Source organism: Pantoea sp. SIMBA_079 (genome assembly GCF_046940275.1).
GTDB lineage: Bacteria > Pseudomonadota > Gammaproteobacteria > Enterobacterales > Enterobacteriaceae > Pantoea > Pantoea borealis.
Genome location: NZ_JAWRYR010000013.1, coordinates 25,242 through 39,020, shown reverse-complemented (window position 1 = coordinate 39,020; position 13,779 = coordinate 25,242). Strand labels below are relative to the sequence as shown.

General features: G+C 56.0%; 14 protein-coding genes. 4 read left to right on the top strand and 10 right to left on the bottom strand.

The genetic code is table 11. The features are described 5' to 3' along the window. Positions 1 to 100 precede the first annotated feature (100 nt). Positions 101 to 1,090, top strand: coding sequence for a sulfate ABC transporter substrate-binding protein (locus SB719_RS15550; protein WP_065648440.1), 990 nt, complete (start codon positions 101 to 103; stop codon positions 1,088 to 1,090). Positions 1,091 to 1,219: 129 nt separating this feature from the next. Beyond that, positions 1,220 to 1,978, top strand: a complete 759-nt coding sequence (locus SB719_RS15545) for a CDP-diacylglycerol diphosphatase (protein WP_304234612.1) — start codon at positions 1,220 to 1,222, stop codon at positions 1,976 to 1,978. Between the two features lie 55 nt (positions 1,979 to 2,033). Here SB719_RS15545 and tpiA read toward each other — a convergent pair whose 3' ends face one another. From tpiA to fpr, 3 genes are all read right to left on the bottom strand, one after another. Next, positions 2,034 to 2,801 (bottom strand): triose-phosphate isomerase, encoded by a 768-nt coding sequence (gene tpiA / locus SB719_RS15540; protein ID WP_065648441.1) that lies wholly within the window; start codon positions 2,799 to 2,801, stop codon positions 2,034 to 2,036. A gap of 121 nt (positions 2,802 to 2,922) precedes the next feature. Further along, positions 2,923 to 3,510: a YiiQ family protein gene (locus SB719_RS15535; RefSeq protein ID WP_304234593.1), complete on the bottom strand. Its 588-nt coding sequence runs from the start codon at positions 3,508 to 3,510 to the stop codon at positions 2,923 to 2,925. Positions 3,511 to 3,614: 104 nt separating this feature from the next. Then, positions 3,615 to 4,361 carry a ferredoxin--NADP(+) reductase gene (gene fpr, locus SB719_RS15530; protein WP_293006355.1) on the bottom strand — a complete coding sequence of 249 codons (747 nt, stop codon included), beginning with the start codon at positions 4,359 to 4,361 and terminating at the stop codon, positions 3,615 to 3,617. Between the two features lie 285 nt (positions 4,362 to 4,646). On the opposite strand from fpr, the gene emrD reads away from it, so the two are divergent. After that, positions 4,647 to 5,843: a multidrug efflux MFS transporter EmrD gene (gene emrD, locus SB719_RS15525; protein WP_065648444.1), complete on the top strand. Its 1,197-nt coding sequence runs from the start codon at positions 4,647 to 4,649 to the stop codon at positions 5,841 to 5,843. Here emrD and glpX read toward each other — a convergent pair. The 3 genes from glpX to SB719_RS15510 all read right to left on the bottom strand — a co-directional run bounded on the left by glpX (position 5,833) and on the right by SB719_RS15510 (position 9,330). Then, positions 5,833 to 6,843, bottom strand: coding sequence for a class II fructose-bisphosphatase (gene glpX / locus SB719_RS15520; RefSeq protein ID WP_412159393.1), 1,011 nt, complete (start codon positions 6,841 to 6,843; stop codon positions 5,833 to 5,835). The genes emrD and glpX overlap by 11 nt on opposite strands. 97 nt (positions 6,844 to 6,940) lie before the next feature. Next, the gene (gene glpK, locus SB719_RS15515; RefSeq protein ID WP_065648446.1) at positions 6,941 to 8,452 is read right to left on the bottom strand and encodes a glycerol kinase GlpK; all 1,512 of its coding nucleotides are present in this window, start codon (positions 8,450 to 8,452) and stop codon (positions 6,941 to 6,943) included. Positions 8,453 to 8,481: 29 nt separating this feature from the next. Continuing rightward, the gene (locus SB719_RS15510; protein ID WP_039381201.1) at positions 8,482 to 9,330 is read right to left on the bottom strand and encodes an MIP/aquaporin family protein; all 849 of its coding nucleotides are present in this window, start codon (positions 9,328 to 9,330) and stop codon (positions 8,482 to 8,484) included. Positions 9,331 to 9,731: 401 nt separating this feature from the next. Here SB719_RS15510 and zapB point away from each other — a divergent pair, with 401 nt between their 5' ends. After that, positions 9,732 to 9,971, top strand: coding sequence for a cell division protein ZapB (gene zapB, locus SB719_RS15505; protein ID WP_065648447.1), 240 nt, complete (start codon positions 9,732 to 9,734; stop codon positions 9,969 to 9,971). Positions 9,972 to 10,022: 51 nt separating this feature from the next. Here zapB and rraA read toward each other — a convergent pair whose 3' ends face one another. The 4 genes from rraA to ftsN all read right to left on the bottom strand — a co-directional run bounded on the left by rraA (position 10,023) and on the right by ftsN (position 13,640). Next, positions 10,023 to 10,508, bottom strand: coding sequence for a ribonuclease E activity regulator RraA (gene rraA, locus SB719_RS15500; protein ID WP_065648448.1), 486 nt, complete (start codon positions 10,506 to 10,508; stop codon positions 10,023 to 10,025). 156 nt (positions 10,509 to 10,664) lie between these two features. Then, positions 10,665 to 11,999, bottom strand: a complete 1,335-nt coding sequence (hslU, locus tag SB719_RS15495) for an HslU--HslV peptidase ATPase subunit (protein WP_065648449.1) — start codon at positions 11,997 to 11,999, stop codon at positions 10,665 to 10,667. A gap of 11 nt (positions 12,000 to 12,010) precedes the next feature. Next, positions 12,011 to 12,541: an ATP-dependent protease subunit HslV gene (gene hslV, locus SB719_RS15490; RefSeq protein ID WP_071668633.1), complete on the bottom strand. Its 531-nt coding sequence runs from the start codon at positions 12,539 to 12,541 to the stop codon at positions 12,011 to 12,013. A 175-nt stretch (positions 12,542 to 12,716) separates the two neighbouring features. Next, on the bottom strand, positions 12,717 to 13,640 hold the full coding sequence (ftsN, locus tag SB719_RS15485) for a cell division protein FtsN (RefSeq protein WP_304234595.1): 924 nt from the start codon (positions 13,638 to 13,640) through the stop codon (positions 12,717 to 12,719). Between the last annotated feature and the right edge of the window lie 139 nt (positions 13,641 to 13,779).

Sequence of the window (13,779 nt, the reverse complement as noted above, 5' to 3'; positions counted from 1 at the left end):
TTCTATATTCTCGCAAGTTATAACTGCTTATTTTTAATTCTTTAATCCACTGTTCGCTTTGTGTCACTCTTGCGGCATAACCTACGCGGGAGAGCAGGCAATGAATAAGTGGAGTATTGGCATCACCTTGTTACTGGCATCGTCTGGTGCGCTGGCAAAGGATTATCAGCTGTTAAACGTCTCATACGATCCTACCCGCGAACTGTACGAACAATATAACAAAGCCTTCAGCGCCCACTATAAGCAGGAGACCGGCGACAACGTGGTGATCCGTCAGTCGCACGGCGGCTCAGGCAAGCAGGCGACATCCGTCATCAACGGTATTCGTGCCGATGTGGTTACGCTGGCGCTGCAGTCTGATGTGGATGCGATTGCTGAGCGCGGCCGTATCGACAAAAACTGGATCAAACGCCTGCCGGAAAACTCTGCGCCCTATACCTCCACCATTGTGTTTCTGGTACGCAAAGGCAATCCCAAAAATATTCACGACTGGTCAGATCTGACTAAGCCTGGCGTATCGGTGATCACGCCAAACCCGAAAACTTCCGGTGGCGCGCGCTGGAACTATCTGGCGGCATGGGGCTGGGCGCTGGATCAGAATCAGGGCGATCAGGCTAAAGCACTCGCCTATGTAAAAGCGTTGTTTAAAAACGTTGAGGTGCAGGATTCCGGCGCGCGTGGCGCAACCAATACGTTCGTTGAACGCGGAATTGGTGACGTGCTGATTGCCTGGGAAAACGAAGCGTATCTGGCAGTCGAAAAACTGGGTAAAGATAAGTTTGAAATCGTGACGCCAGCCGAATCCATTCTCGCAGAGCCTACGGTTTCCGTAGTGGATAAAGTGGTCGACGCGCAGGGTACACGCAGCGTGGCAGAAGCCTATCTGAAATATCTCTACTCTCCGGAAGGCCAGACTATCGCGGCGCAGAACTTCTATCGTCCGCGTGATGCAGAGGTCGCGAAGAAATTTGCCAGCACCTTTGCACCGGTAAAACTCTTCACCGTGGATGAGAAGTTTGGCGGCTGGAGTAAAGCGCAGAAAGATCACTTTGCCGACGGTGGCAGCTACGATCAGGTCATGAAACCGTAAACGCAGTATTATTGCGCCAACACGGTCAGCCATGTGCTGGCCGTTTTACATTATGGTGTCGGGAAAAGCCGTGACAACGCACATTGTTCACGGCAGGATGCGCGGAAATGCATGGCTGAGACAATAATGATGCGGGGACGAAACCGGCTACTGAAGTGGCTTACGCTATGCCTGATGCTGTTGATTGCCGGATTGCTGGTAACAGCATACCGGCTGCATAAAAACGCCGATGCGCTCTGGCAGATTGTCAGTGAACAGTGCGTGCCGGGTATGCGTCACCAGGGCAATCCGGCACCCTGTCAGCAGGTTAATCTGACCCAGGGCTATGTCACGCTCAAAGATATTCACGGTCCGCTGCAATATCTGCTGATCCCGACAGCCAAGATTGCCGGTATGGAAAGCCCCGCTCTTCTGCAGCCCGCCACGCCCGATTTTTTTGCTGCCGCCTGGCAGCAGCGCAGCCTGCTGGCGCAGCGATGGGGCAGACCTGTAAACGATCGGGCACTGTCGCTGGCGGTCAATGCACAGTATGGCCGTACGCAGAATCAGCTGCATATTCATATTTCGTGCCTGCGACCCGACGTGCGTCAGCAGCTTGACGATGAGGCTCTGCGCCTCAGTGAGCGCTGGCAGCACATCACGCTGCGCCAGCATCACTATCTGGTCCGTACGCTCTCTGCCGCACAGCTGGCGCAGCAGAGCACGTTTATGCGTCTGGCCAGCGAGGTGCCGGGGGCGCGCGGCGAAATGGGTCGCTACGGTATGGCGCTGGCTGCGCTGCCGGACGGAAGGCTGGTGCTGCTGGCGCTGCAGCGTAACTGGCTGCGTCTGAATCCGGGGGCGGCAGAGATGCTGCAGGATCACACCTGCCGGCTGCTCTCTCCCTGAGTCAGCGGCGATAAAAAAGGCGACCCGCGGGTCGCCTTATACAAAACAGACAGACTTATGCCTGTTTTGCCTGTGCCGCCGCTTTCACGATTACGGCGAAGGCGTCTGCTTTCAGCGACGCGCCGCCAACCAGCGCTCCGTCAATATCGGGCTGGGTAAAGAGTTCAGCAGCATTTTTGTCGTTTACTGAGCCGCCATACTGAATAATGACCTGCTCTGCGACAGCGGCATCTTTCTTCGCAATATGGTCACGAATAAATTTGTGCACCGCCTGTGCCTGCGCTGGTGTGGCAGACTTGCCGGTACCGATAGCCCAGACCGGCTCATAGGCGATGACTGCGCCTTCAAACGCCGCTGCGCCCTGAGTTTCCAGCACGGCATCCAGCTGACGTGCGCACACTTCTTCTGTTTTGCCTGCTTCATTTTCCGCTTCGGTTTCACCAATGCAGAGTACCGGCACCAGGCCTGCCTCTTTCAGCACCGCAAACTTCTTCGCAATAAATTCGTCGCTCTCTTTGTGGTAAGTGCGACGTTCAGAGTGACCGATAATGATGTACTTCGCGCCAATATCTTTCAGCATCTCTGCGGAGGTTTCACCGGTGAATGCACCTGAAAGGTTAACATCGACGTTCTGCGCACCCAGCGCAATGTGGCTACCGGAGATCGCATGTTTTGCCTGATCCAGATAAATTGCCGGTGGGGCAATCGCTACACCACAGCCATCCACGCCCGAGAGCGCGGTACGCAGACCTTCAATCAGCTCGCCAGTCATCTGCTTGCTGCCATTCAGTTTCCAGTTACCCATAACCAGTGGATGTCGCATTCGTTCCTCCGCATTACGCGATTCATGAAATAGCGCTGCCGTCATGGCAGCGATGTCTGCCAGACAGTATAGAGATCAAAAAGGGCGCTGGCTTTGCTTTTCGTCATTTCCGCCTGTGATATCAGGGAGCAGGCAGCGTGAGCTTAATCGGCTCCACGGCAAACGTCAGGCCTTTGTCGCCATTGTCAGCCACCACAAAGCGCAGCGCGCCCTCCGTGCGGCTAAAATAGCGTGCGCCTTTACCGGCGCTCAGTAATGCGTCCAGCTTCTGGCGTCCCTCTTCGGGTGAGAGGCCCGGCACGAAATAGCGCAGCAGTGCGCGCATATAATTCATCGCCTGCTGCTGAGCCAGCTTCATTTCCGGACCCGGCACCGGCAGCCAGGTGATCTGCAGCGTTTTAATCTTTCCGGTACCCTGTTCCAGCGCGGTGGAAGAGTAGAGGGTTTCGCTGATTTTGCTGGCTGCGCGCGTCAGGTGACTTTTATCGTCGCGATTATCTATTGCACGGTATTCCGGCAGCGGCAGTGCGGGATTAGCCACGTTATAGCTTTCACGAAACTGCGCGATCGTCATATCAAACGCAGGCGCGCCTGTCAGCAGATAAGGTGCCACCGGCAGATGCGCACTGCGATCGGGTGGCGTCTCGTCTGCCCAGGCAGGAGATGACAGCGCGCAGCTAAGCAGCAGCGCGGCTGGCAGTGTCTTCATTGCATCGGCCCTGAATCATTCACTTAGGGCACGATTAAAACGGTTTTTACCGCTGAAAGTCAAAACCCGCGCGGTGAAAAGCGTGGCGGGATGTTACGGAAACCTTACCAGTAGTGTTCGCTGGTCATGTGGCCCGGTTTGCGTTTGAAATGTTTGCGCATGCCGCGACTCTCTTTCAGCAGCTGCTGGGTATCGCGTACCATCTGCGGATTACCACACAGCATAACGTGGCTGCTCTCTGCGTCGAGCGGCAGCCCCACGGCACGCTCCAGCTCACCGCTTTCAATCAGCTGCGGCACCCGGCCCTGTAGTGAGCCCGGGCTGCTTTCACGGCTGACCACGGTCTGAATATGCAGCTTATCTGCATAACGCTGCTGCAGCGACTGCATCAGCGGCAAAAAGCTGAGATCGCTGGCATAGCGCGCAGCGTGAACCAGTACAATATGGTCAAAACGCGCCAGGTCTTCACCCTGCTGTAAAATCGACAGGTAAGGCCCGATGGCGGTGCCGGTCGCCAGCATCCACAGGGTACGACAGTCAGGGATCTCATCCAGGGTAAAAAAGCCGGACGCCTCTTTGGTCAGCATCACTTGCTCGCCCGGCTGCAGCGCCTGCAGACGCGGGCTGAGTTTACCTTCCGGTACAGTGACCAGATAAAACTCCAGCAGCGGATCGTCGGGGGCGTTGACGTAGGAGTAAGCGCGCTGCACGCGCTCGCCCTCAATTTCCAGCGCCAGTTTGGCAAACTGCCCGGCGGTAAACCGATCGATAGGGGCAGTAACGCGCAGGCTGAACAGCGCGTCGGTCCAGTTTTTTACCTCTTTTACTTCTGCATTAATCCACTCGGCCATAGGTGCTCCTGTTGAATTCTCCCGGTTATCGCTATCTTTACCAGCCTGCTCCGTGCTTGTCAGCCCGGCTGCGGCGAAAGCGCTCTTTGCGACAAAACCGCCGCACAGATCACTACCTGTAGCAGCCTGTTTACAGTCTGGTACAGGAGGTTGACGGCTGGCAACCCGCCTTCCTGCGGCTCTGCTCTCGATTTGCCCGGTAATCCTGATATTTTTGCCGCCATTACTGCCGGCAAACCCTGTGTGCTGCCGGCGCACTCTTTTTTCAGGCTGATACCGTGTTCCATGCAGATCGATAAAACTCAAAACCGTTTTCTGTTATTCATGCTGATTGTGCTGGTGGCCGTAGGTCAGATGGCACAAACCATTTATGTGCCTGCTATGGCCGTGATGGCGGAAGCGCTGAACGTGCGCAGCGGCGCAATGCAGCAGGTCATGGCTGCTTATCTGATTACCTATGGCGGATCGCAGCTGATCTATGGCCCGCTCTCTGACAGCGTAGGACGTCGCCCGGTGATCCTCACCGGTATGACGATCTTTGCCTGCGGCGCGCTGATCGCGCTGTTTGCCTCATCGCTGCAGATGCTGGTGCTGGGCAGCGCTATCCAGGGACTCGGCACCGGCGTTGCCGGCGTTATGGCGCGCACGATGCCGCGCGATCTGTATGCCGGAACCGCGCTGCGGCGGGCTAACAGCCTGCTGAACATGGGCATTCTGGTGAGTCCGCTGCTGGCACCGGTGATAGGAGCGCTGCTGACCCGGCTGATTGGCTGGCACGCCTGCTTCGCCTTTTTGCTGCTGCTGTGCCTGGGCGTCACGGCATCCATGGCCCGCTGGCTGCCGGAAACCCGGCCGAATGATGCCCCGGCTACGCCTTTTCTGCGCCGCTACGCCACGCTGCTCAGCGACGGCAATTTTATCCGCTATTTGCTGCTGCTGGTGGGTGCACTGGCGGGCATTGCCGTCTTTGAAGCGAGCTGCGGTGTGCTGATGGGGGGCGTACTGGGACTGGATGGCCTGACCGTCAGCATTCTGTTTATTCTGCCCATTCCGGCCGCCTTTTTTGGTGCCTGGTTTGCCGGCCGGGAAGAGACATCCTGGCATACGCTGATGTGGTATGGCGTCAACAGCTGCCTGCTGGCTGGCCTGCTGATGTGGATCCCGTCGTGGTTTGGTGTAATGAATATCTGGACGCTGCTGGTGCCCGCAGCGCTGTTTTTCTTCGGGGCTGGCATGCTGTTCCCGCTGGCGACATCGGGTGCCATGGAGCCTTACGCGTGGCTGGCGGGCAGTGCAGGGGCGCTGATTGGCGGCCTGCAGAACCTGGGCTCGGGCGTGGTTGCGTGGCTCTCTGCGCTGCTGCCACAGCACGATCAGTCCAGTCTGGGCCTGCTGATGTTTGTCACGTCGCTGGTGATGCTGCTGTGCTGGTGGCCGCTCTCACGTCATCCCGAGAGCGGCAAGCAGACGGTTACAGGATAAACGGGTGCAGCGCCGTATCCTTGCGGTCCAGATAGTGGATCGACTGGATGCGGCGAATGGTACGCGACTTGCCGCGTACCAGCAGCGTCTCGCTGGTGGCGATATTGCCGTTACAGGTAATGCCCTTCAGCAGATCGCCGCTGGTGATGCCGGTGGCGGCGAAAATCACGTTGTCGTTTCGTGCCATCTCATTCAGCGTTAACACACAGCCTGCAGCAATCCCCATTTCTGCGCAGCGCCGCAGCTCCTGTTCACCCAGCCGGCGATTCTCTTCGCTCTCGCCTTTAACCTCATGACGCGCCAGCAGACGTGCCTGCATGTCACCATCCATTGCGCGGATCACGGCTGCTGAGACCACGCCTTCAGGCGCACCGCCGATGCCATACAGCACATCCACTTCACTGTCAGGCATACAGGTCAGGATCGACGCCGCTACATCGCCATCGGGAAAAGCAAACACGCGCACGCCCAGCGTCTGCAGCTGCGCAATAACGGTGTCATGCCGCGGCTTCGCCAGGATCGATACCGTTAGCTGAGTAAGCGGCTTACCGAGCGCAATAGCGATGTTTTTAAGGTTGGTCTCCAGCGGCAGGTTAAGGTCGATAGCGCCACGCGCCCCTGGCCCGACAATCAGTTTTTCCATGTACATATCAGGTGCGTGCAGAAAGCTGCCTTTGTCGCCAACTGCCAGCACCGCCAGCGCGTTGGCCTGACCCAGAGCGGTCATGCGTGTGCCTTCAATCGGATCAACCGCGATGTCCACGGCATCGCCCTGGCTGGTGCCGACCTGTTCACCGATATAGAGCATAGGCGCTTCATCAATTTCGCCTTCACCAATGACGATGCGGCCATCGATGTTGATGGTATTGAGCATAATGCGCATGGCATTAACGGCTGCGCCGTCGGCCGCATTTTTATCACCACGTCCTAACCAGCGATAGCCAGCCAGCGCTGCCGCCTCAGTGACGCGGGAAAATTCAATTGCGAGTTCTCGTTTCATGGTCTGCACCTGACAGAAAAACAGGCGGGCAGTGTAGCACAGCGGGAAAAGCGGGAGAGGGAGAAACCCGCGGCATGAACCGCGGGCAGGGGGCTATTTATGCTTCATCTTCCCAGGCTTTGGCACGCGCGACCGCTTTCTGCCAGCCCGCGTAACGCAGGTTGCGTTCAGTGGTTTCGATGCCAGGACGGAATTCGCGTTCCACAACGGCTTTGGCACGCACCTCGTCCAGATCGTTCCAGAAGCCGACCGCCAGGCCTGCCAGATAGGCCGCACCCAGCGCCGTGACTTCACGCACTTCCGGGCGTTCAACGCGCGTGCCGAGGATGTCGGACTGGAACTGCATCAGGAAGTTGTTCGCGACAGCGCCGCCATCCACGCGCAGCGACTGCAGGCGGGTACCGGCGTCGTTCTGCATCGCTTCCAGCACGTCACGCGTCTGATAGGCGATCGACTCCAGCGTAGCGCGGATAATGTGGTTGGCATTGGCACCGCGCGTCAGGCCGAAGATGGCACCACGGGCATACGGATCCCAGTATGGGGCGCCCAGCCCGGTAAACGCCGGCACCATATAGACACCGTTCGTGTCTTTAACTTTCAGCGCAAAATATTCTGAATCGGTAGAGTCGTTGATCAGCTTCATTTCGTCGCGCAGCCACTGAATCGAGGCGCCGCCGATAAATACGGCACCTTCCAGCGCATAGTTCACTTCGCCGCGCGGGCCACAGGCGATAGTGGTCAGCAGGCCGTGGGTAGAGGTGACCGCTTCAGTACCGGTATTCATCAGCATAAAGCAGCCGGTACCGTAGGTATTTTTCGCCATGCCCGGCTGTACGCAGAGCTGACCATAGAGGGCCGCCTGCTGGTCACCGGCAATGCCGGCAATCGGAATACGCGTGCCGCCTTTACCGCCGATATTGGTCTGACCGTAAATCTCAGAGGAGCCCTTAACTTCCGGCAGCATTTCGCGCGGAATGTCGAGGATCTCCAGCATGCGTGCATCCCACTCCAGCTTGTGGATGTTATACATCATGGTACGCGAGGCGTTGGTATGGTCAGTGACATGCACACGGCCCTGCGTCATCTTCCAGATAAGCCAGGTATCCACAGTGCCGAACAGCAGCTCGCCGCGTTTTGCACGCTCGCGTGCGCCTTCCACGTGATCGAGGATCCATTTTACTTTGGTGCCGGAGAAGTAAGGGTTAATGACCAGACCTGTGGTGTGCTGGATATACTCTTCCAGCCCCTCTTTCTTCAGCTTGTTACAGTAGTCAGCGGTACGTGGATCCTGCCAGACAATGGCATTGTAGATAGGTTTGCCGGTCTCTTTATCCCAGACAATAGCGGTTTCACGCTGGTTAGTGATACCGATAGCGGCGATCTGATCGGAGTTAATGTCAGCGTGTGCCAGCACTTCCACCAGCGTTGAGCTCTGTGAAGCCCAGATATCCATCGGGTCATGCTCAACCCAGCCCGCTTTCGGGTAGATCTGCGTAAACTCACGCTGTGAAACAGCAACGATGTTGGCGTCATGGTCGAGTACGACGGCACGGGAGCTGGTGGTACCCTGATCGAGCGCGACGATATATTTTTTATCTGGCGTAGTCATAATAATGTCCTGATGATTAAGAGTGAAACTTACGCTTTACGCTGTTCAGCGCGCGCTACAGGTTTTTCTGTTTTGCTGGTTTCTGCGATGTTTACCGGCAGGTGGCGACCAATCAGCGCACGATAGCTAAAGGCACCCAGACATGCACCCACCAGCGGACCAAACACAGGCACCAGGAAGTAAGGAATATCTTTGCCGCCGGTGAAGGCTACGTCACCCCAGCCAGCGATAAAGGCAAACAGTTTCGGTCCAAAGTCACGTGCCGGGTTGAGCGCAAAGCCGGTCAGGGGACCCATTGAACCACCGATAATAGCAACCAGCAGGCCAATCAGCAGCGGCGCCAGCGGGCCACGCGGTACGCCATTGCCATCGTCAGTCAGCGCCATGATAACCGCCATCAGTACGGCTGTGATCACCATCTCTACCAGAAACGCCTGACCGACCGTGATGTGCGGATTAGGATAAGTAGAGAAGATACCCGCCAGGTCGAGGCTCTGCACGCTGCCACGCACCATTTGATGGCTCGCTTCATAATCGAAAAACAGATTGTAATAAAGGCCGTATACCAGTGCAGCGGCACAGAAGGCGCCGGCAACCTGCGCCAGAATGTAAGGTAAAACTTTACGCCCTTCAAAATTAGCAAACAGGCAGAGCGCCACGGTGACCGCCGGATTGAGATGCGCGCCGGAAACGCCCGCACTCAGATACACCGCCATCGAAACGGCCAGACCCCAGATGATACAGATTTCCCACTGACCGAATGCCGCACCAGCAAGCTTGAGCGCAGCCACACAGCCTGCGCCAAAAAAGATAATCAAACCGGTGCCGAGAAACTCGGCGATACATTGACCTTTGAGTGTGTTCGTTGTCTGACTCATAATGGAATTCCTGAAGCGAGGTTAAATGTTATCAGTTTTTGTTCTCAATCCCTGAGTCGCCCAGCGCTAATGTAGGGTTGATGTGAATTTATCGTTAACGAACATAAACGAGAAATAGCGAAATTGAATTCTGTGTACTGCGTCATAAAAATGCGCGTTTTCGCGTCTTTTACCTTTCTTTAAGGCTAATTAACCCGTCAGTTAACGCGCTTAACCCAGCCAGGCAGACCGCGGGTCTATTTTTTAAGCATTACCTGAAAAGTGTTACAGACTGACCGCCAGGATCCCGTGCCGCTGGACTTGCCGGGTTTGGCTACATACAATCGGGTCAACATGGCTGCGTGCGTCTTTATTCAGGCAGCTTCATCAACGCCTTGCGAGTTTTAGGAGAGGTCAGAACGATGTCATTTGAAGTATTTGAGAAACTGGAAGCGAAAGTACAGCAGGCGATTGATACCATCACGCTGCTGCAAATGGAAATTGAAGAGCTGAAAGAGCAGAACAGTACGCTGAAAAACGAAGTAAGCCAGGCTTCCGGCAACCAGGACGCGCTGGCGCGTGAAAATCAGCATCTGAAAGAAGAGCAGCATGTCTGGCAGGAACGTCTGCGGGCACTGCTGGGAAAAATGGAAGAGGTTTAAGCACCTGCGCTTAAACCTGCGGGTGCTCAGGCACCCGTTTTTGTTTGCGGTTTACTCAATATCCAGCGCATCTTCTGACAGAATAATGCCCGTATTGTCCGCGTAGAGATGATCGCCGGAGAAAAAGGTTACGCCGCCGAAGTTGACGCGTACGTCACTTTCACCAATGCCTTCACCTGCAGCACCCGCGGGGATGGCGGCAATTGCCTGAATGCCAATTTCCAGCTCCTCCAGTTCATCAACCTGCCGTACCGAGCCGTAAATCACCAGGCCTTCCCACTCGTTTTGCGCCGCGAGCCGGGCCAGCTGAGCATCCACCAGTGCACGACGTACCGAACCGCCGCCATCGACCAGTAGCACCCGTCCGCGCCCGTTCTCTTCCAGCAGATCGTAAAGCAGGCCATTGTCTTCAAAACATTTGACTGTGGTTATCTGCCCACCAAATGAGGTGCGTCCACCGAAGTTGGAAAAAAGTGGTTCAACCACATTCACTTCTTCATGGTAGATGTCACAGAGTTCAGATGTATCGTATTTCATAAGGATGCCGTCTGTTTGCCACAGGAAAGGTAAGTATATCGCTATCTGAAGATTGTTGGCAAAATCATCACCGGGAAAAAGCAGCGCCGCATCAATATCCTGCGCAAAAAAATGCCCGGCGCAATGGCCGGGCAGCGGGGGATGGTCAGAATGGTGTTACAGGATGAAGCGGCTGAGATCTTCGTCTGCGACCAGCACATCCAGATGCTTGCCAACATACTCTGCGTCGATGGTAATCGATTCACCGTGGCGATCGCTGGCGTCATAGGAGATATCTTCCATCAGACGCTCCAGCACGGTATGCAGACGGCGTGCACCGATATTTTCAGTGGTTTCGTTAACCTGCCAGGCTGCTTCAGCAATCCGGCGGATACCGTCTTCGGTAAAGTCCACGTTAACGCCTTCGGTACCCATCAGCGCTTTATACTGCACGGTGACGGACGCGTTAGGTTCAGTAAGGATACGCTCGAAGTCGTTCACGGTCAGCGCCTGCAGTTCAACGCGAATCGGCAGACGACCCTGCAGCTCCGGGATCAGATCGGAAGGACTGGCCACCTGGAATGCGCCGGAAGCGATAAACAGGATATGGTCGGTTTTAACCATGCCGTGCTTGGTAGAGACGGTGCAGCCCTCTACCAGCGGCAGCAGATCGCGCTGTACACCTTCACGTGATACGTCCGGGCCAGAAGACTGACCGCCGCGCTTACAGATTTTATCGATCTCATCGATAAACACGATACCGTGCTGCTCTACCGCATCGATCGCATCCTGCTTCAGCTCTTCCGGATTAACCAGCTTTGCCGCTTCTTCTTCAATCAGCAGCTTCATGGCATCTTTGATTTTCAGCTTGCGCGGCTTCTGCTTCTGACCGCCCAGGTTCTGGAACATGGACTGCAGCTGGCTGGTCATCTCTTCCATGCCCGGCGGTGCCATGATCTCTACGCCAGCCGGTGCAGCAGCCAGATCGATCTCAATCTCTTTATCGTCCAGCTGGCCTTCACGCAGTTTTTTGCGGAAAGACTGGCGCGCGGCTGATGGCTCAGCATTCTGCTCTGGCTGACCCCAGTTGTTTTTAGCTGGCGGGATCAGTGCGTCAAGAATGCGCTCCTCTGCCATCTCTTCAGCGCGATACTTATTTTTTTCAATCGCCTGACTGCGCACCATTTTAATGGCGGAATCAGTCAGATCGCGGATGATGGAGTCCACTTCTTTACCGACATAGCCGACTTCAGTAAATTTTGTCGCTTCAACCTTGATAAACGGCGCGTTGGCCAGCTTCGCCAGGCGACGCGCAATTTCGGTTTTACCGACGCCGGTCGGGCCGATCATCAGAATATTTTTCGGGGTGACTTCATGACGCAGCTCTTCGTCAAGCTGCATGCGGCGCCAGCGATTACGCAGCGCAATGGCAACCGCTTTTTTAGCGCCGTCCTGGCCGATGATAAAGCGATTAAGCTCGCTGACAATCTCGCGTGGAGTCATCTCAGACATGGTTTTGGTCCTTACGCCTTAGACGGTAATTCTTCGTAGTTGATATTATGGTTGGTGTAGATACAGATATCGCCGGCGATGTTCAGCGCTTTCTCAACAATATCGTGTGCACCAATGTCGGTATTTTCCAGCAGCGCACGGGCCGCTGCCTGGGCGTAGGGGCCGCCGGAGCCAATAGCGATTAAATCGTTTTCCGGCTGAATAACATCGCCGTTACCGCTGATGATCAGCGAAGAGTTCTCATCCGCTACCGCCAGCAACGCTTCAAGACGGCGCAGCATGCGATCGGTGCGCCAGTCTTTTGCCAGCTCAACTGCGGCTTTAACCAGATGGCCCTGATGCATTTCCAGCTTACGCTCAAACAGTTCAAACAGGGTAAAGGCGTCGGCAGTGCCGCCCGCAAAGCCCGCAATCACTTTATCGTTGTAAAGACGACGCACTTTTTTGACGTTGCCTTTCATTACGGTGTTGCCGAGCGTTGCCTGGCCATCACCACCAATAACGACCCGGCCGTTGCGTCGTACACTTACTATTGTTGTCACGGGCAGACCCCTTGTTGCAGTTGAAAAAAGACACCACGCACCCGGCGCGGCGTATCATGCAAACAGATATGGGGTGGGTTAAGAAGGTTTCAACCCCTGAGGAAGATGGGGTTTATCTTAATTCGGCTGCGCCTGCTCCCGGTGACATCAGACGCCGGGAGCAGGGCTGGTACTATCAGGGCAGGGCTAGCGGAATGCAGCTGCCGTGACCGGCGCTGTGCAGCCGCTTCACGGTACTGTCAGCTTTACTGCGATCTTTAAACGGACCAATCACCACACGATTCCAGCCGCCGCCGGTGGTGATACGGCTTTCAAAACCTTCGAAAGCGAGACCGGCGCGCACCGACTCCGCCTGATCGCTGCCTTTAAAGGAGCCACACTGCACCATCCAGCGTTGTGAAGAGGCTTTCTCTTCCGGCTTCACTTTGGTGGCTTCTGGTTTTGCCTGCTGTACCGGTGCCGGTCGATCAGCCTGCTGCTGTTGCTGACGCTGCTGAGCCTGCAACTGCTGCTGACGCTGCTGCTGTAACTGTTGCTGACGTTGCTGTTGTTGCTGCTGCCGCTGCTGCTGTACCTGCTGCTGCTGTGCCTGCATCTGCTGCTGACGTTGCTGCTGCTGCACCTGCTGACGCTGTAATGTCTGCTGCCGCTGGGCTGGCGTCTGCTCGTTCCACGGCACCTCGTTCAGCTGAGTAGGCTGCTGACGCATATCCGCCTGCATCTGCTCCAGCAGCTGACGCTGTTCATCAGTCAGCTGCGTCTGCGACTGCACTTCACCGCCAGCAGAAGGCTCAGTCGGTGAGGGAACCGTGATCTGCCGGTTTTCCAGCTCCTTGATGTATTTCCAGCGCTCTTCCGGCTTGGGCGGCAGGCCGTTACCATTGACTTTGTGATTCGGAATAACCGGCGTCTCTTCTTTTTTATGGTGCGCGATGAACCATAAGCCACCAGCAAAAGCGACCAGTACTGCCGCAGCGAGTACCACCATCACTTTCGATATACCCGAGCCGCCTTTGCTTTTTTTGCTGCTGCGGCCGGCGGGTTTTTTGCGACGCGTCCCTGTTGAACGCCCGCGGCCTACATAATCTCTTTGTGCCACTTTCGTCCTGATACCTTCAAAATGCCTGCGGGCGTAGGCCCTGAACAGTGTGAGTTGCAACCAGCCTGGCTGCAGCTTGAAAAATGACGGGTGTAAATGAGGTGTAAACCGCCCGGCAATGAATGCGCCATGTTACTCA